General features: G+C 63.2%; 21 protein-coding genes, 1 tRNA gene and 1 pseudogene. 15 read left to right on the top strand and 8 right to left on the bottom strand.

Features of this window, described 5'->3' with window-relative positions:
• From A7D27_RS28525 to A7D27_RS20825, 4 genes and pseudogenes are all read right to left on the bottom strand, one after another.
• A pseudogene (locus A7D27_RS28525) lies at nt 1–346 on the bottom strand (hypothetical protein); the annotation flags it as partial.
• The gene (locus A7D27_RS20835; RefSeq protein ID WP_069565953.1) at nt 339–1,514 is read right to left on the bottom strand and encodes a tyrosine-type recombinase/integrase; all 1,176 of its coding nucleotides are present in this window, start codon (nt 1,512–1,514) and stop codon (nt 339–341) included. The pseudogene A7D27_RS28525 and the gene A7D27_RS20835, both read right to left, overlap by 8 nt.
• 166 nt (nt 1,515–1,680) lie before the next feature.
• A tRNA-Thr gene (locus A7D27_RS20830) sits at nt 1,681–1,756 on the bottom strand.
• A gap of 38 nt (nt 1,757–1,794) precedes the next feature.
• Nucleotides 1,795–3,507, bottom strand: a complete 1,713-nt coding sequence (locus tag A7D27_RS20825) for a PglL family O-oligosaccharyltransferase (RefSeq protein WP_069565952.1) — start codon at nt 3,505–3,507, stop codon at nt 1,795–1,797.
• 152 nt (nt 3,508–3,659) lie between these two features.
• Here A7D27_RS20825 and A7D27_RS20820 point away from each other — a divergent pair, with 152 nt between their 5' ends.
• The 6 genes from A7D27_RS20820 to yacG all read left to right on the top strand — a co-directional run bounded on the left by A7D27_RS20820 (nt 3,660) and on the right by yacG (nt 8,796).
• Complete coding sequence (locus A7D27_RS20820) at nt 3,660–4,097, top strand: pilin (protein WP_069565951.1); 438 nt, start codon at nt 3,660–3,662, stop codon at nt 4,095–4,097.
• Nucleotides 4,098–4,193: 96 nt separating this feature from the next.
• Nucleotides 4,194–5,897 (top strand): type IV-A pilus assembly ATPase PilB, encoded by a 1,704-nt coding sequence (gene pilB / locus A7D27_RS20815; protein WP_069565950.1) that lies wholly within the window; start codon nt 4,194–4,196, stop codon nt 5,895–5,897.
• Nucleotides 5,898–5,900: 3 nt separating this feature from the next.
• On the top strand, nt 5,901–7,121 hold the full coding sequence (locus A7D27_RS20810; RefSeq protein WP_069565949.1) for a type II secretion system F family protein: 1,221 nt from the start codon (nt 5,901–5,903) through the stop codon (nt 7,119–7,121).
• Complete coding sequence (locus tag A7D27_RS20805; RefSeq protein WP_069559817.1) at nt 7,122–7,994, top strand: A24 family peptidase; 873 nt, start codon at nt 7,122–7,124, stop codon at nt 7,992–7,994. It begins immediately after the preceding gene.
• Nucleotides 7,991–8,602 (top strand): dephospho-CoA kinase, encoded by a 612-nt coding sequence (gene coaE, locus A7D27_RS20800; RefSeq protein ID WP_069565948.1) that lies wholly within the window; start codon nt 7,991–7,993, stop codon nt 8,600–8,602. Before A7D27_RS20805 ends, coaE begins: the two co-directional genes overlap by 4 nt.
• The gene (gene yacG / locus A7D27_RS20795; protein ID WP_044406857.1) at nt 8,599–8,796 is read left to right on the top strand and encodes a DNA gyrase inhibitor YacG; all 198 of its coding nucleotides are present in this window, start codon (nt 8,599–8,601) and stop codon (nt 8,794–8,796) included. The genes coaE and yacG overlap by 4 nt, the downstream gene beginning before the upstream one ends.
• Nucleotides 8,797–8,808: 12 nt before the next feature.
• On the opposite strand, the gene A7D27_RS20790 is transcribed toward yacG, so the two are convergent.
• From A7D27_RS20790 to A7D27_RS20775, 4 genes are all read right to left on the bottom strand, one after another.
• The gene (locus A7D27_RS20790; RefSeq protein WP_069565947.1) at nt 8,809–9,024 is read right to left on the bottom strand and encodes a hypothetical protein; all 216 of its coding nucleotides are present in this window, start codon (nt 9,022–9,024) and stop codon (nt 8,809–8,811) included.
• A gap of 110 nt (nt 9,025–9,134) precedes the next feature.
• On the bottom strand, nt 9,135–9,821 hold the full coding sequence (locus tag A7D27_RS20785; RefSeq protein WP_044406853.1) for an energy-coupling factor ABC transporter permease: 687 nt from the start codon (nt 9,819–9,821) through the stop codon (nt 9,135–9,137).
• Nucleotides 9,818–10,294 carry an FAD/FMN-containing dehydrogenase gene (locus A7D27_RS20780; RefSeq protein ID WP_069565946.1) on the bottom strand — a complete coding sequence of 159 codons (477 nt, stop codon included), beginning with the start codon at nt 10,292–10,294 and terminating at the stop codon, nt 9,818–9,820. The genes A7D27_RS20785 and A7D27_RS20780 overlap by 4 nt, the downstream gene beginning before the upstream one ends.
• Nucleotides 10,291–10,716 carry a GNAT family N-acetyltransferase gene (locus A7D27_RS20775; RefSeq protein WP_069559821.1) on the bottom strand — a complete coding sequence of 142 codons (426 nt, stop codon included), beginning with the start codon at nt 10,714–10,716 and terminating at the stop codon, nt 10,291–10,293. Before A7D27_RS20775 ends, A7D27_RS20780 begins: the two co-directional genes overlap by 4 nt.
• A 119-nt stretch (nt 10,717–10,835) precedes the next feature.
• Here A7D27_RS20775 and A7D27_RS20770 point away from each other — a divergent pair, with 119 nt between their 5' ends.
• From A7D27_RS20770 to A7D27_RS20730, 9 genes are all read left to right on the top strand, one after another.
• Nucleotides 10,836–11,462, top strand: coding sequence for a DUF1780 domain-containing protein (locus A7D27_RS20770; protein ID WP_069559822.1), 627 nt, complete (start codon nt 10,836–10,838; stop codon nt 11,460–11,462).
• Between the two features lie 79 nt (nt 11,463–11,541).
• A complete protein-coding gene (locus tag A7D27_RS20765) occupies nt 11,542–11,715 on the top strand; it encodes a DUF3094 family protein (RefSeq protein WP_069559823.1) in 174 nt (57 codons plus the stop codon).
• 63 nt (nt 11,716–11,778) lie between these two features.
• Complete coding sequence (locus A7D27_RS20760; protein ID WP_044406844.1) at nt 11,779–13,080, top strand: NAD(P)/FAD-dependent oxidoreductase; 1,302 nt, start codon at nt 11,779–11,781, stop codon at nt 13,078–13,080.
• 248 nt (nt 13,081–13,328) lie between these two features.
• Complete coding sequence (locus A7D27_RS20755) at nt 13,329–14,342, top strand: LysR family transcriptional regulator (RefSeq protein WP_069559824.1); 1,014 nt, start codon at nt 13,329–13,331, stop codon at nt 14,340–14,342.
• Nucleotides 14,339–15,091: a 2OG-Fe(II) oxygenase gene (locus tag A7D27_RS20750; protein ID WP_069559825.1), complete on the top strand. Its 753-nt coding sequence runs from the start codon at nt 14,339–14,341 to the stop codon at nt 15,089–15,091. The genes A7D27_RS20755 and A7D27_RS20750 overlap by 4 nt, the downstream gene beginning before the upstream one ends.
• A 9-nt stretch (nt 15,092–15,100) precedes the next feature.
• Nucleotides 15,101–15,748, top strand: coding sequence for a DNA oxidative demethylase AlkB (alkB, locus tag A7D27_RS20745; RefSeq protein WP_069565945.1), 648 nt, complete (start codon nt 15,101–15,103; stop codon nt 15,746–15,748).
• A gap of 30 nt (nt 15,749–15,778) precedes the next feature.
• Nucleotides 15,779–16,009 (top strand): hypothetical protein, encoded by a 231-nt coding sequence (locus tag A7D27_RS20740; protein WP_069559827.1) that lies wholly within the window; start codon nt 15,779–15,781, stop codon nt 16,007–16,009.
• A gap of 44 nt (nt 16,010–16,053) precedes the next feature.
• Complete coding sequence (locus A7D27_RS20735; protein WP_069565944.1) at nt 16,054–16,605, top strand: methylated-DNA--[protein]-cysteine S-methyltransferase; 552 nt, start codon at nt 16,054–16,056, stop codon at nt 16,603–16,605.
• 2 nt (nt 16,606–16,607) lie between these two features.
• Nucleotides 16,608–17,243 carry a DNA-3-methyladenine glycosylase gene (locus A7D27_RS20730; protein ID WP_069559829.1) on the top strand — a complete coding sequence of 212 codons (636 nt, stop codon included), beginning with the start codon at nt 16,608–16,610 and terminating at the stop codon, nt 17,241–17,243.
• Nucleotides 17,244–17,251: the final 8 nt, after the last annotated feature.

Below are 17,251 nucleotides of genomic sequence, written 5' to 3'. Positions count from 1 at the left end.
CAAGGAACTCCTCGCCCAGATCGTCTTCGATCAAGATGAACGGCTCGCGTTTGCTCTTACTAAGAGCCTGAAGCTCAAAGTACCTGACGATCCGGGCGGTCTGAAATCCCCGGGAGCTGCGTCGAGCGGTTGGGTCGAGCACCTCTGCAGCCCAGCATGTGTTAGCGCTCAGTTGCGGATATTTAGTCTCAAGCCTCCGAAAGATATCTGCTGTCGCAAAGGCTGCCTCCTCATGGCTGCAGCCCAACTCCTGCATGTAGTAGCCAATGAAATCGCACAGCCGAAGCGGATCACAACGCGTGACAAGTGGCCGGCGCTTAATGGGGGCGGCTTGAGGGCTAGTCATGCAGCTCATCCAGGTGGTTGGCATACCATTGCAGCATCTCTCGTCGCCCCTCCAGATATTGAGCATGGTTGTAGGTGCCGCGAATACTGTTCTTGTCCACATGCGCTAACTGGGTTTCGACCCACTCGCTGGGGTACCCCTGTTCGTGCAGGGTGGTTGACATCGTGTGGCGAAATCCATGACCAGTAGCGCGCCTGTCGTAGCCGGAACGCTTCAACAGTTGGTTGATGGCAGCCTCGCTCATAGGTTTTGCTGGGTCGTTACGGCCCGGGAATGCCAGCGTGTAGCCGCCAGTGATACCTTGCAGTTCACGCAACGCGGCGACCGCCTGCTTGGAGAGCGGGACAAGGTGAGCGCGGCGCATCTTCATACGCGCAGCGGGGATCAGCCAGAGCTCCTTATCGAGGTCAAACTCAGCCCATGGAGCCCCTCTCAGCTCGGCCGTTCGTACCCCTGTCAGAATTAGCAGACGGGTAGCGATCTTTACGACGTCATGCCCCGGACACGCCTGAATGCTGCGTATCAACTCCGGAACTTCAGCAATGGGCAAGAAAGGGTAGTGTCGGGACGTAGGGGTCTGCAGCGCCCCTCCCACGTCCGCGATTGGGTTGTACTCAGCGCGTCCCGTGGCAATCGCGAAACGGTAAACCTCTTGGCAACGTTGCCGAACCTTGCGCAGCTTCTCCAGGGCTCCGCGCGCCTCGATGCGACGGAAAACCTGTAGCCAGTGCATAGGCTTGATTTCGGTTAGCGGCAAGTTCCCCACCTGGGGAAATATGTCCAGCTCGAAAGCCTCCATAACGTCACCGGCATAACCTGCCGACCAGCGCGACGACTTATGCTGATGCCACTCCAATGCAAGGCTCTTGAATGTATTGGCGCGAGATATTGCCGCCTGGGCGCGCGCAACCTTCCGCTCAAGCCCAGGATGCCGCCCCTGCGCCACTAGCTGGCGAGCGTCAAAAGCAAGCTGCCTTGCCTGTGCGAGCGTCACCTTGCCGAGAGTGCCAAAGGAAATGTGCGACTGCTTGCCATCCAGGCGGAATCGGAAGCGCCAGGACTTGCCACCTGCCGCACGAATCCAGAGGAACAGACCGCCGCCATCGGCAAGCCCATAGTCTCTTTCGCGTGGCGCAGCATTCTTTACCTGCAAGGCCGTCAAAGGCATGCCGAGTACCCATGGATTATTGAACAATCCAAAGGTACTCGCGGAGGTACTCGGAAGACAAGCGCTTGGGTGAGACTGAATGGCACCGCATGAAACAAAAAGCCCGCACTAGGCGGGCTTCTTAAGAGGTTCATGACACTGCTTGGCACTGCATGAATCTGTTTAATGGTGCCGGAAACAGGAATCGAACCTGCGACCTTCGCGTTACGAGTGCGCTGCTCTACCTACTGAGCTATTCCGGCGGCGGGCGGAATTTAGCATTCAGGGGCGGGGCAGGCAATCAGCCTTGCTTCGGAAATAGAACAGAGAAATCAGTATCAGGGAATACTCGTTCAGCCTCTGCCTTTACCGCTGCCAAGTGTTGATCGGTAAGCGCACCGTAATACACACGAGCATCCTGAGCAGTCCTCTTGCCTTGCTCGATATCCCCCATGGCGACTTGGACAAATGCCAAACGCGCCATCAGTTGAGGGTAAGGCAGGAAATGCTGAAAGCGCTCAAGAACGTCCCGCTCCTGCTGCAACGTCTTGGGCGACAACTGGAAGTTGGCGAAGTAGATCATGTAACCCGCCGGCTCCATCAAAGGATCACGGATCATGGCATTCATGAAGCTGTACTCATTGGCATCGACAGGCGCCCTGACCAAGTACTGCCGATAAGACCAGTAGAAGCGCTCAACCAGCGGAACGTAGATGACCACGCCAACCAGCAAGGCCACCCCCAGAAGAGACGAGAAAATCTTCCCTAGTTTCAAGCGTAAAGAAACAACGGGGCTCGACAGACACCCTACCAGCAGCAGGTTCAGCACTAGGAAGTGCATCACCCAGAGAGGAAACTCGAAAAGACTGTAGACACCAAAGACAAACAAGATGGAAACGGGTAGCAGCTTGACTTCAGAGCAGAGCGCTTTCCAACCGGCATAGCACAATGCAGCAACCGCCAAAACACACCAAAGCAAACCCAGAACGCCCAGCTCCACAGCAAGCTGAAGGATTGAGTTGTGCGAGTGCACAAAAAGCCCAGGAGGCGAGGCTACTCCCTGCCGAAGGTGTTCTGCATAGGCCTCAGCCGCATAATTGCCTACACCTACACCAAACCAGGGGTGATCACTCAGTACGGCTAGGGCAACTCTCCACTCTAGAACGCGCCCACTACTGCCAAACCCCCTTGGGCCGATACCAGAAAGACGACCATCTTCTAGACCAGCGCCCCCGAATTGAGACAACCAGGCCGCGATGCTCCCCATAAAAGGCATCATGAGAAGCACTGCTGTGAGCCCTGCAGTCAAGGCAAGACGATAACGACTGACCTGACGATCACGAAGCCACAACACCATGACAAGGCCAGCCCAGGCCACCAGAGCGGAACGCGCACCGGAAAGCAGAAGCCCCGTGACCATCAGCAACCCGGCGATCACAAACCATGACGTTGCGATCTTTTCACGGTGCCAGACCCAAGCACCACAGAAAAATCCCAGAAGGCAAAGATAGGCAAAGTAATTGGCATGCCCTATCAACCCTACCATCCGGGGGGATGCGACATTGGGGATGAAAGCACTCCACACTCCCAGGAGGTCCAGGTGGCGTGCCCCTCCGACAACCACCCCGACCAATGCACACCAGAAGAATACGCGTGCAACCAGGTCGACAGCCGCAGCGCTCTCCCAATCAATTTGCTCACCGATCAGGATCGCCATCCACCCCATCAGCCAGTAGATCAGATATGCCGCCTTGCCTGCCTGAAAAGCAGCGGGGTGAAAAAACGCTGACAACAGAAAAAGGATGCCCAGCCCCAGCCAGATAAACGAGCCTGCCGAAAACCTCAACGTTTGAACTCGCCAGAGTACGACCGCTGCGGCCCCCATCACGGCCAGTGCACTCAGCAGTTCCTCTATGTAATTAGGGAGCGGATAAAGGTGCAGCGGATTACTGAATGACACTGCTAGCAGCAGCAGCAGGAAGGCTACCGCAGCCCTCACATTCGTATCAGGCATTCTTGGCACTCATTGACGTTTTTTGTCAGCCCCTGCACAACCTTATGGTTCTGAGCTGGACAATTTCGGGCTCAAAAAAGTTGGCAAGGCTCTTGCTTACAAGAATGGCAGCTGCCTGAGCAGTCGTAAACATCTACCCTTGGAGAACATGAATGAAAGCTCAAAAAGGCTTTACCCTGATCGAACTGATGATCGTGGTTGCGATCATCGGCATCCTCGCCGCCATTGCCATCCCGGCGTATCGCAACTATATCGCTCGGTCAGAAGCCAACACTGGTCTGCAGGCCATCGCCCCGCTGAAGACCGCAGTTGAAGACTCCTTCGCTCGTGGAGTACCAGGTACCTCCCTCTCCGACCTTACTCTTCTGGGTGCTGCAGCAACCGCCAGCCCGCTGGGCACCATCGCCGCCACCTTCCAAGACAACGGCCAAGGCACTCTGACTTTCACCTTCAACGGACAAGCCAGCCCGGCCCTGCGCCAGCCCGATAACGCAGTGCACACTCTGACCCGTGCCGCTGATGGAACTTGGACTTGCATGTCTAGCGCTAACGCTGACTTCCGTCCTCGCGGCTGCGACGCTGCTCCGTAATTTCGTTGGGATTCAAACAAGGCACCTTCGGGTGCCTTGTTTATTTGTGCTTCTATATACGCTGCCTCCTTAATACAGCCATACGGACGATGCTTGATGAGCGACTCAATTTCCCTGACCGGCCTGGCTCGCCAGATTGTGATTGCCAACCTGCTCGACGAGAAAAATGCCCAACAGGCCCAGCAGCAGGCCCTGCGCAACAAGATGTCGCTGGTGACGTACATCGTCCAGAACAAGCTGGTAAAGAGCCGCCCGCTCGCAGAGATCGCGGCGGAACAGTTCGGTGTCGCTTTTTTTGACCTGGGCGCCATCGACAAGGAGTCCCAACCCAAAGAGTTGATCAGCGAGAAGCTGATCCGTCAGCACCGCGTGCTCCCCCTGTGGCGCAGAGGCAACAAGCTCTTTATTGGTGTCTCGGACCCCACCAACCATCAAGCTGTTACCGATGTGCAGTTCAGTACCGGCCTCACCACCGAAGCCATCCTGGTAGAAGACGACAAGCTCGGCGAGGCCATCGAGAAATTCTTCGACTCCGCGAATAGCGGTATGGAGGACCTCGGCGATGTCGACCTCGATGGTGTGGATATCGAGAGCGTCGACGAAGACAAGGATGACAAGGGATCGGGGGCCGAAGCCGACGATGCGCCCGTGGTGCGATTCGTCAACAAGATGCTGCTGGACGCGATCAAGGGCGGTTCATCCGACCTGCACTTCGAGCCCTATGAGAAAAGCTACCGTGTCCGCTTCCGTACCGATGGCGTACTGCATGAAGTTGCACGGCCGCCGATTCAACTGGCCAGCCGCATCTCCGCGCGCCTCAAGGTGATGGCGTCCCTGGATATCTCCGAGCGTCGCAAACCGCAGGACGGTCGGATCAAGATGAAAATATCCAAAACCAAGGCCATCGACTTTCGTGTCAACACCCTGCCCACGCTCTGGGGCGAGAAGATCGTGATGCGAATCCTGGATCCCTCCAGCGCACAGATGGGGATCGACGCACTGGGGTATGAGGAATCGCAGAAAGAGCTCTACCTCAATGCACTGAATCAACCGCAAGGCATGATCCTGGTGACCGGCCCAACCGGATCCGGTAAAACCGTATCCCTCTATACCGGCCTGAATATCCTTAACACCGTCGACATCAACATCTCGACAGCCGAAGACCCTGTTGAAATCAACCTGGAAGGCATCAACCAGGTCAACGTGAACCCCCGACAAGGCATGGATTTCTCTCAGGCACTTCGCGCCTTCCTCCGCCAGGACCCCGACGTAATCATGGTGGGCGAGATCCGAGATCTGGAAACGGCGGAAATCGCGATCAAGGCCGCACAAACCGGCCACATGGTGATGTCCACCCTCCACACCAACAGTGCTGCCGAAACGCTGACACGTTTGCGCAACATGGGTGTGCCCGCATTCAACATCGCCACATCGGTCAACCTGATCATCGCCCAGCGCCTCGCACGAAAGCTGTGCGGCGTCTGTAAGAAAGAAGTGGAGGTCCCACGCGACACGCTCCTCAAGGAAGGTTTTCCTGAAGAGAAGATCGGCACCTTCAAGCTTTATGGCCCAGTGGGTTGCGATAGCTGTAAAGGCGGCTACAAGGGAAGGGTGGGTATTTATGAAGTAGTTAAAAACACCCCAGCCCTGCAACGGATTATCATGGAGGAAGGCAACTCCATCGATATCGCGGCCCAGATGCGTAAGGATGGCTTCAACGACCTGCGCACGTCAGGTCTATTGAAAGCCATTCATGGCGTGACAAGCCTCGAGGAAGTCAACCGCGTCACCAAGGATTAACCAATGGCGGAAAAAGCTATCAAAACCAGCTTGTTCAGCTGGGAAGGCACCGACAAGAAAGGCGCCAAGGTCAAAGGGGATATGAGCGGTGTCAACCCCTCCTTGGTGAAGGCACAGTTGCGCAAACAGGGGATCAATCCCACCAAGGTCAAGAAGAAAGGTGCCTCGCTATTTAGCAAAGGCAAGAAGATCAAGCCGCTGGACATTGCACTTTTCACGCGCCAGATGGCAACGATGATGAAAGCAGGTGTACCTTTGTTACAAAGCTTCGACATCATCAGTGAAGGTGTCGATAACCAGAACATGCGCAAGTTGGTTGAAGAAGTTAAACAAGAGGTTGCTGCGGGTAACAGCTTTGCAAACTCTCTTCGAAAGAAACCTCTTTATTTCGATGAGCTCTACTGCAACCTCGTTGATTCCGGTGAACAATCCGGTGCTTTGGAGAACCTGCTTGACCGTGTAGCTACCTACAAGGAAAAAACTGAATCCTTGAAAGCTAAAATCAAGAAAGCGATGACTTATCCGATTGCAGTTGTAATCGTCGCCTTGATTGTTTCAGCCATTCTACTCATCAAGGTTGTTCCTCAGTTCCAAGCCATCTTTTCTGGATTTGGCGCGGAACTCCCAGCTTTTACCATGATGGTCATCCATCTTTCTGAGTTTCTACAGACTTGGTGGTTCATCGTTTTGATCGCAATTTTTGGAGCTTCCTTTGGCTTACGCGAAATGCATAGGCGATCTAAGAAATTCAGAGATGGTGTCGACCGCACTGTATTGAAGCTACCTATAATGGGTGACATCCTCTATAAATCTGCGGTCGCACGTTACGCACGCACGCTATCCACCACCTTTGCAGCTGGCGTGCCTCTGGTAGACGCCCTCGACTCAGTATCCGGTGCAACCGGCAACGTGGTCTTCAAAGAGGCTGTCAACAAGATCAAGCAAGATGTTTCTACTGGCATGCAACTTAACTTCTCAATGCGCACCACAGGCGTATTCCCTGCGATGGCTATCCAGATGACCTCGATCGGTGAAGAGTCCGGGGCACTGGATACCATGCTCGACAAGGTCGCCTCGTTTTATGAGGAAGAAGTGGACAACGCCGTTGATAACTTGACGACTCTCATGGAGCCTCTGATCATGGCCGTTCTTGGCACATTAGTCGGCGGTTTGATCATCGCGATGTACCTCCCCATCTTCCAGCTCGGCTCGGTAGTAGGCTAAGTGACCGTTCTCGACTTCCTGGCCGGCAACTTGCCGGCCTTTGTTTTCTGCGTATTACTCCTCGGTCTCTTGGTCGGCAGTTTCCTCAATGTGGTCATTTACCGCTTGCCGGTGATGATGTTCCGCGATTGGAAAGTCCAAGCCCGCGAGGCCCTGGAGTTGCCGCCGGAGCCGTCGGGCGAGACGTTCAACCTGGTTCTGCCGAACTCCCGCTGCCCCCATTGCCAGCACGAAATCAAGGCCTGGGAGAACATCCCGGTGGTCAGTTGGCTGGCCCTGGGCGGCAAGTGTTCGTCGTGCAAGGCCCCGATCAAGAAGCGCTACCCGCTGGTGGAACTGGCCTGCGGGCTGCTTTCCGCCTACGTCGCCTGGCACTTCGGTTTCACCTGGCAGGCGGGCGCCTTCCTGGTGCTGACCTGGGGTTTGCTGGCGATGAGCATGATCGACATCGACCACCAGCTGCTCCCCGACTCCCTGGTGCTGCCTTTGCTCTGGTTCGGGCTGATCGTCAACAGCCAAGGCCTGTTCACCGGGCTGGAAGATGCCCTCTGGGGCGCGGTGGGCGGCTACCTGAGCCTGTGGAGCGTGTACTGGGTGTTCAAGCTGGTGACCGGCAAGGAAGGCATGGGCTATGGCGACTTCAAGCTGCTGGCCATGCTCGGCGCCTGGGGTGGCTGGCAGGTGTTGCCGCTGACCATCCTGCTGTCGTCCCTGGTCGGCGCGGTACTGGGGATCATCATCCTCAAGCTGCGCGATGCCGACAGCGGCACACCCATCCCCTTCGGCCCCTACCTGGCGATTGCCGGCTGGATCGCATTGCTCTGGGGTGATCAAATAACCGGGACCTATCTGCAGTTCGCCGGTTTCAAATGACCACACCCTGGATTCTTGGCCTCACAGGCGGCATCGGCAGCGGCAAGAGTGCCGCTGCCGCTCATTTCAACGCCCTGGGCATCCACATGGTGGATGCCGATCACGCCGCCCGCTGGGTGGTGGAGCCCGGCCGCCCTGCCCTGGCTCGCATCGCCGAGCATTTCGGCGAAGGCGTCCTCCTGGCCGACGGGCAGCTCGACCGCGCCGCCCTGCGCCAGCACATCTTCCAGCACCCGGAGGAACGCCGCTGGCTGGAAAACCTGCTGCATCCGCTGATCAACCAGGAGATCGCCAGCAACCTGGCCGAGGCCAAGTCCCCCTACGCCATCCTGGTTTCCCCGCTGCTCATCGAGTCCGGGCAGCACCGCATGACCCAGCGTGTGCTGGTGGTGGACGTCCCCGAGGCCCTGCAGGTGCAACGCACCATGGCCCGCGATGGCGTCTCCGAGGAGCAGGTCCAGGCCATCCTCAAGGCCCAGGCCGACCGGGACAAGCGCCTGGCTGCCGCCCACGACGTGCTGCTGAATGACCGGGACCTGACCTGGATGCGCACCGAAGTCGAACGACTGCACGCCTTCTATCTGACACTGCGAGGAGGCCAGCCATGAGCCAACCCATGACCGTTGAATGCCCCACCTGCGGAGCCCCCGTCGAATGGGGCCCGCAAAGCCCCAACCGGCCCTTTTGCTCCCACCGCTGCAAGCTGATCGACCTGGGCGCCTGGGCTGCAGAAGAACATGCCATCCCCGGTGACAATCTCGAGGACGAACTGTTCTCCGGTGATCTTCCTGACCGTCACTGATCCCATGCGCCCTCAGGGGCGCATGAAGGCGTAGTCCCGCCCATCATCCAGGTTGTCCGCCAGGAACATCAGCTCCGCTGCCAGATCCTCTTGTGAGCGCACGCCCTTGCTGCGCTCCACCACCGCACTCAGCAGCGCCCGCAAGGCCATCGACTCGTCGAAACCCTCGCCACCGCCCTGCTCCAGCACCTGCGCCAGCGCCGCACGCGCCCAATCGTGAACCCCCATGGTTGCATCCTCGTTCGAAGTGACCGGGGGATCATCGGCGCGCGCCAGGTCGCACGACCTTGATCGGCGTCAATCGGCGCCGATCATCGGGGCAGTGAATCCAGCGCCATTCAGCTCTTGTCGTCGTCCTTCCAGGGCGCCTGCAGGTAGCGTGTGCGGTTGAAGGTCTCCAACCACTCGGGGCAGAACACCACCAGCGCCGTCACCGCCGTACCGTTGATGAAGGCCTCCGGGAACATCACCAGCCACAGGTAGCCGACGAAGTCCTCCAGCCAGGGCGGCATCGGGAAGATGCCATCGATGAACAGCAGCCCCAGCCCCACCAGGGTGCAGAGCAGAGCCGCCAGCGCCGCGGGGAAGAACCCGCAACAGAAGATGTAGACGAACAGATTGCGCGGCTGGAAGTGTTCCACCCACTTCGCACACAGCTCCGTCACCAGCACCGGCAGCAGCACCAGCAGCGCCCCGTTGATGCCCATCGCCGCAACGTCCTGGCGCCCCAGCGCCAGCAAGCCGAGCTGTGCAACGAGGCCACCCAGCACCGCCAGGGGCCAGTCCAGCAACAGCGTCACCGCCGTCATGCCGATGAAGTGGTAGGACACCCCGGAATCGAAGTCCCGCCGCACCATCCACAGCAGGAACAGCGCCAGCACCGTGCCGAACAGCAGGTGCTGGCGCCGGAAGTCGCTGAACAACTCCAGCCACGGCGCGCGCATCACCGCCCAGGCCAGGGCCGGGACGTAGATCGCCCAGCCCAGCCCCAGGCTGGTGTCGGACAGCAGCTCGGCGGCGATCACGGCGCCGGCGGCACCGCGTCCAGCGCCGCGCGCAGCGACTCGGCGGACGCGAAGGCCTTCTGCCCTTGCAGCACGCCGTCACGCAGGGTCAGCACCAGCACCTGGCCCTCGGGGGCCTCATAGCGCGGCGCCACGCGGGACTCGCGGTCCAGCAGCACGCGGTAGTTGTAGTCCTGCATCGCCGGCACGGCGAACAGCTTGGAAATCACCGACGGCATGCGGCTGATGTCCGCCACGAATACCGCATGGCGCTGTTCGAGGAAGTCCTTCGGCTTGCCGTCCAGAGCCGCCTTCACCAGCTTTGCCCCATCCATGTCGCGCGCCACCAGCAGCAACCCCAGCCGGTCGTCCAGGCTGTAGGGCTTCTCGTACTGGTCCAGCAGGGTCCAGGGCGCCAGGCGCTCACCCTGTTCCAGCGCCTGCGCACCACCAGCCAGCAGAGCCAGCAGCAGCGCCAAAGAGAGCCGTTTCATCGTGTCACTCCGTTCGTGGAAAAAACCGCGATGTCCCCGCGCCGGGACCAGTCCGCCCGGGCGGACCAGAACGCCAGCGCCTCGGGCGCGTCCCGCAGGACGAATACATGGGATTTGCCGATGCCCTCGGCCGCCAGCCGCTGCAGCACCGCGTCCAGCAACCGCCGCGCCAGGCCCTGCCCACGCAGCGGCACATCTACCACCAGGTGTTGCAGGTAACCACGCCGGCCGTCATGCCCGGCCATCAGCGAGGCCACCACCTGGCCCTCCCGCTCCACCAGCAGGCTGAGCCCCGGGTTTCGCGCCAGGTAGGCGCAGAACGGTGCGTAGGCATCATCCTCGCGCAGGCTCAGACCGGGCGTACGCTGCCAGAGGGCGATCAGCTGTGCGTGGTCATCAGGGGTGACTGGGCGAAGGTGCATGGCGGGCATCCGGCAAACGCAGCAGAGTCTATACCAAGGCGCCGGCTGCCACATCGCCACGCAATGCCACACCCTGCGGCGGCTTGCAGCCGACCGCCCTCGCCCCCTACTCTCCGGCCATGGACGAATCCGACTACCTGCGCCTGCTCACCCGCCAGGCCGAACAGGCCAATGAATTCCTCTCCAACGCGCGCAAGTGGGAGCGCGAACGCTGGGTCTGCCAGCGCCTGCTGCAGGCACTCAACCAGCCCTACCGGTTGGAAGACTTCAGCACCGGCGCCGAGCCCCCCGACGTGGAGTTCCGCGATGCCAACTTCGAGGTCTTCTTCGTGCTCGACGAAGGTCGCCGCCTCAACGACGAATGGCGCGCCGAGCTGGAGCGCCGCCGCAGCGCATCGTCCCTCAGCCAACTGCTGCGCCGGGAGACGCGCCCCAAGCGCATCGCCATGAAGGAGCTGCAGGCGACGCTGGCGCCCACGCTGCGCAAGAAGGCCCACAACTACCGCGAGCGCGGCCTGGACCTGGCCGAGCTCGACCTGCTCGCCTTCGTCAGCCTCAAGCGCGTGCGCCCCGATTTCAACAGCCCGTTCCCGCCGCCGACCGAATTCCTCCTGCAGGGCTGGCGCTCGCTGTCCGTAGTGGGCCCCACCTACGCCCGCGTGCTCTTCGCCCAGCCGGGTGCCCCGGAGTTCCTCCGCGCCAACCTCGGGCGGACCGTGCTCTTCGACCTTGGCGTCGGCCTGTGACCGCTCACGCAAACGCGCATTGAGCGCCGCCGGAAGGCACGTCTAGAATGCACGCCATGTTTCTCCGTCGAGGCACGCCATGCCCAGCCGCCTGACACCCGACGACCAGCAGAAGGTCGAGCAGTACCTGAGCCTCCCCCAGCACCAGGTCGAACGCCAGCCGTTCAAGCCCTGGCGGCTCCTGCTCATCCTGCTGGTTCTGGTCATCGGCCTGGGCCTGCTCAGCCGCCTCCTCGCGCGCCTCGTCCTGTGAGCCGCGCCAAGCGCCACGAAGGCGCCTACGAAAAGAATTCTTATAGCCTTGTGAGAAATCCCCATGACCCATCGCATCGTGATCGTCGGCGGCGGCGCCGGCGGCCTGGAGCTTGCCACCCGCCTGGGTAGAACCCTCGGCAAACGCGGCCAGGCGAAGATCATCCTGGCCGACGCCAACCTCACCCACATCTGGAAACCGCTGCTGCACGAAGTCGCGGCGGGCTCGCTCAACTCCACCGAGAACGAGCTGAACTACGTCGCCCAGGCCAAATGGAACCACTTCGAGTTCCAGCTCGGCCGCATGAGCGGGCTGGACCGCAGCCGCAAGGCCATCCAACTGGCCGCCACCCTCGACGAGGAAGGCCGCGAACTGGTGCCTGCCCGCGAGGTGGCCTACGACACCCTGGTGATCGCCGTCGGCAGCACCACCAACGACTTCGGCACCGAGGGCGCCGCCCGCCACTGCATCTTCCTCGACACCCGCGAGCAGGCCGAGCGCTTCCACCGGCAGATGCTCAGCCACTACCTGCGCGCCCACGCCCGCGACGGTGACGACGACCAGATCAGCGTCGCCATCGTCGGCGCCGGTGCCACCGGCGTCGAACTGGCCGCCGAACTGCACCATGCCGCCCACGAACTGGCGGCCTACGGCCTGGACAGCATCCAGCCGGAGAACATGCGCATCACCCTGATCGAAGCCGGCCCGCGGGTACTGCCGGCCCTGCCCGAGCGCATCAGCGCCCCGGTGCACCGCACCCTGGAAGGGCTCGGCGTGCGCGTCATGACCGGCGCCGCCGTCAAGGAAGTCACCGCCGACGGCCTGCTCACCGCCCAGGGCGAGAAGATCCCCGCCAGCCTCAAGGTCTGGGCCGCCGGCATCCGCGCCCCGGCCTTCCTCAAGGACCTCGACGGCCTGGAAAGCAACCGCATCAACCAACTGGTGGTGACCCCCACCCTGCAGACCACCCGGGATGCCGACATCTTCGCCTTCGGCGACTGCGCCGCCTGCCCCCTGGGTGACGGCAGCGAGCGCAACGTCCCGCCCCGTGCCCAGGCTGCACACCAGCAGGCCTCCCTGCTGGTGAAATCGCTCAAGGCGCGGATCGCCGGCCAGCACACCCTGCCCGAGTACCGCTACCAGGACTACGGCTCGCTGATCTCCCTTTCCAGCTTCAGCGCCGTCGGCAACCTGATGGGCAACCTCATGGGCAGCGTGAAGCTGGAAGGCTGGCTGGCGCGGATGTTCTACATCTCCCTCTACCGCATGCACCAGATGGCCCTGTACGGCGCCTTCCGCACCTTCCTGCTGATGCTCAGCGACCGCATCGGCCGCAGCACCGACCCCCGCCTCAAGCTGCACTAGAAAGAAGCCCGCCGGGCGCTCTAGGCCCGGCCATCCGGCCCGCAAATTCAAGCGCAAGAAACGGAGTGCCAACGCCCCACTGTCCCCCGATAGTGGGCGCGTCGGCCCGTACGCCCCGCGCAACGGCCACCCGGGGCCCAGGCATGGCCTGGCCCGGCGTGTCCCCTCATTCGCAGTAACCCGGGAGAACGCCCCGCACCCAGCCCTGAAGAACGCAGAGTCGATGACAGACAGGAGACGAAACACACATGGAACTACGTCATCTTCGCTATTTTCTCGCCGTGGCCGAGGAACTGAACTTCACCCGCGCCGCCGCCCGCCTCCACATCGAGCAATCCCCGCTGTCCCGGGCCATCAAGGAACTGGAGTCCGAGCTCGGCATCCAACTGTTCGAGCGCAACCCCCGGGGCGTGCAGCTCACCTGGGCCGGCAGCGTGTTCCTCGATAACGCCAAGCGCATCTTCGCCGCCCTTGAACAGGCCCGCATGGACATGCGCGGCGTCGCCCTCGGCTTTCGCGGCACCCTGCGCATCGCCGTGTCCGACGGCATCGCCCCGAACCGCCTGGCCGACCTGCTCGCCCGCTGTCGGCAGGAGGAGCCGGAACTGGGCATCCGCCTGTTCGAAGTCAGCTACGCCCAGCAGGTGAAAGGGCTGCTGGAGCACCACTACGACCTCGGCTTCGCCCGCATCGACGCCGCCGGCAGCGGCCTGCAGGCCCAGCGCGTCTGGAGCGACCCGCTGGTCGCCGCCCTGCCGGCCCGCCACCCGTTGCTCTCGCACCGGCGCATCCCGCTGCAGGAGCTGATCCGCCACCCGCTCATCCTCAGCCACAGCGAAGTCCACGAAGGGCAGTTCCAGCAGATCAGCCGGCTGCTCCGCGCCCACCTCAGCGAGGATGAAGCCGCCCGCCTCGATATCGCCGAGCAGTACATCTCCCGCGAGACCATGCAGGCCCTGGTCGCCGCCGGCTATGGCGTCGCCCTGGTGAGCGGCACCGAGCGCAGCGACCTGGCCGGCAGCGAGATCGTCACCCGTGCCCTGTCGTTGCCCGACTCCGAACTGGCCACCTACCTGCTGCGCCCGGCAGGCGAACCCAGCGCCCACCTCTCGCGCTTCCTCGAACGGGTCGCGCAGACCTGCCGGCGCACCGAAGAGCCCAGCCCCCAAGGCCTGTTCGACAGCCTGCGGCCCCTGGCACCGCTCACCCGCCTGCGGCCCATGGGCCTGCCCCAGGCCCACGGCAGCCTGTCCGTATCATGAGTGCCGTGCTCTCATGCCCGGCGGCGCCGGACCTCACCCCCACCGCCCTCCTCGACCGGCTCGATGCCCTGGACTGGCCCCAACTGGAAGCGCAATTGGACCACCACGGCCACGCCTGCATCGAGCAGCTGCTGGACGCCGACGCCTGCGCCCACCTGGCCGCGCTCTACCCGGACGCACGCACCTTCCGCTCGCGCATCGTCATGGCCCGGCACAGCTTCGGCCAGGGTGAGTACAAGTACTTCGCCTACCCCCTGCCTGCCCTGCTCACGACCCTGCGCCACCGACTGTTCCCGCCGCTGGCACGGATCGCCAACCGCTGGCAGGCCCGCCTCGGCCTGGAGACGCGCTACCCCGAGGCCCTGGATGCCTTCCTCATGCGCTGCCACCGGGCCGGGCAGACACGCCCCACCCCGCTGCTGCTGCGCTACGGCGCGGGCGACTACAACCGCCTGCACCAGGACCTCTACGGCGAGCACCACTTCCCGCTGCAGATCGCCATCCTGCTCTCCGAGCCCGGGCGCGACTTCACCGGCGGCGAGTTCGTCCTCACCGAGCACCTGGCCGGCACCCAGCGCGCCGACGTGGTGCCCCTGCGCCAGGGCGACGCGGTGATCTTCCCGGTGGACCTGCGCCCCGTGCCCGGCAAGCGCAGCGGCTTCCGCCGCGCCGCCATGCGCCACGGTGTCAGCCTGGTGCGCAGCGGCCAGCGCCACACCCTTGGGCTGATCTTCCATGACGCCACCTGAGGAGCGCCCATGACCCCCGACCTCTTCGCCGCCCCTGCCGGCGGCCAGCGCGAAGCCATGGCCGAGCAGGCCGTGATCCTGCGCGGCTTCGCCCTGGACCAGGCCGACGAACTGCTGCGGCAGATCCTCCAGCTGCAGGCCCAGGCACCGTTCCGCCACATGCTCACCCCCGGCGGCTTCCGCATGTCCGTCGCGCTGACCAACTGCGGCGCCCTGGGCTGGACCACCGACCGCCGCGGCTACCGCTACAGCCCCACCGACCCGGACAGCGGCGCCCCCTGGCCGGCCATGCCGGAACGCTTCCGCCAACTGGCCCGCCAGGCGGCCGAAGCCGCTGGCTTCCCGAACTTCGACGCCGACGCCTGCCTGCTCAACCGCTACCAGCCCGGCGCCCGCCTGAGCCTGCACCAGGACCGCAACGAACGTGGCTTCGACGCCCCCGTGGTATCCGTCTCCCTCGGCATGAGCGCCACCTTCCTGTTCGGCGGGCAGCGCCGCAACGACCCGGTCCGGCGCTTCCTCCTGCACCACGGCGACGCGGCCGTGTGGGGTGGCCAGGACCGCCTGCGTTTTCACGGCGTGGCCCCACTCAAGGGGCCGCCGCACCCGAGCCTGGGCGAGCAGCGCCTGAACTTCACCTTCCGCCGCGCCGGCTGACGGCGCCTTGCCAGCCACGAGAGCCCCTTCGTGCCCGACCTCACCGACATTCCTGCCGCAGCGGCCGCCCACCTCGGCGAACCACCAGCGGCCCACGACGCGGCGGAACAGGCCAGGCGCCAGGTGCTGGATGCCTTCCAGGCCATGGTGGATGCCCGCCAGGCCTGGTGGCGCACCCACGAAACGGGGCGGACCGAACTGCACCTCGCCAGCGGCGAGGTCTACCTCTTGCAACGCCACGGCGTGGTCCGGCTGCGCTGAACCCCGCCACAAGGAACACCGTCCATGACAAGGAGAACCACCCCATGAACCTGTTGCTGAGCGCCCTCGAGTCCCCGCTGGGCAGCCTGCTGGTGGTCACCGACACCGAACAGCGCATCCGCGCCCTCGGCTTCGGCGATTACCGCCTGGCGCTGCTGCGCAACCTGCGCCAGCGCTTCGGAGACTACCGCCTGCAGGACACCCCGCTGCCACGCAGGATCGCCGACGCCCTGCGCGGCTACTTCCAGGGCGACCTGGGCGCCATCGACCGCCTGGTGCTGGAGCCCGACGGCACGCCCTTCCAGCGCAAGGTCTGGGACGCCCTGCGGCAGATCCCGCCCGGCAGCACCCGCAGCTACGGCGAAGTCGCCCGCCAGCTGGGGCTGAACGACCCACGCGCCGCCATCGAAGTGGGTGCTGCCAACGCCGCCAACCCCATCGCCGTGCTGATCCCCTGCCACCGCGTGGTGGCCAGCAACGGCGAGCTGCGCGGCTACGCCTGGGGCCTTGAGCGCAAGCACTGGCTGCTGGAGCACGAGCGCGCCCTGCGGCCCCTCGCCGCCGCGCCGCGTACCGCCAGCCTGCCGGGGTTCTGAGCATGGCGCTGACGCTGACCCCACCGGCCTTCACCGATGCCAGCCGCTTCCTCGCTGCCCAGGACGCCGACTGGGCGCGGCACATCGAGGCCATCGGCCCCTGCCGGCATCAGCCCCACCCCCAGCGCGAACCCTACGAGGCCCTGGTTCGCGCCGTGGCCTACCAGCAACTGCATGCCCGCGCGGGCGACGCCATCCTCGCCCGGCTGCTGGCGCTGTACCCCGGCGGGCGCTTCCCCACCCCGAGCGAACTGCTGGCCACCGAACCCGAGCGGCTGCGCGCCTGCGGCTTCTCCGCACGCAAGCTGCAGACCCTGCTGGGCATCGCCCAGGCGACCGTCGACGGCCAGGTGCCCGGCCGCGACGAAGCCCTCAGCCTGGATGACGACGCCCTGCTGGCGCGCCTCACGCCCCTGCACGGCGTCGGGCGCTGGACGGTGGAGATGTTCCTCATCTATACCCTTGAGCGCCGCGACATCCTCCCCGCCGACGACTTTGGCGTGCGCGAGGGCTACCGCCGCCTCAAGGGCCTGGACGAGGCCCCCAGCGCCGCCCGCATGCGCCAGCTCGGCCAGGCCTGGAGCCCCTGGCGTACCGTCGCCGCCTGGTACCTGTGGAGAATGCCGCCCACAGCGTGAATTCGATC

Origin of the sequence: Pseudomonas sp. 1D4 (assembly GCF_001728925.1) — a bacterium.
GTDB lineage: Bacteria > Pseudomonadota > Gammaproteobacteria > Pseudomonadales > Pseudomonadaceae > Metapseudomonas > Metapseudomonas otitidis.
This window is presented reverse-complemented; position numbering and strand designations above follow the sequence as displayed.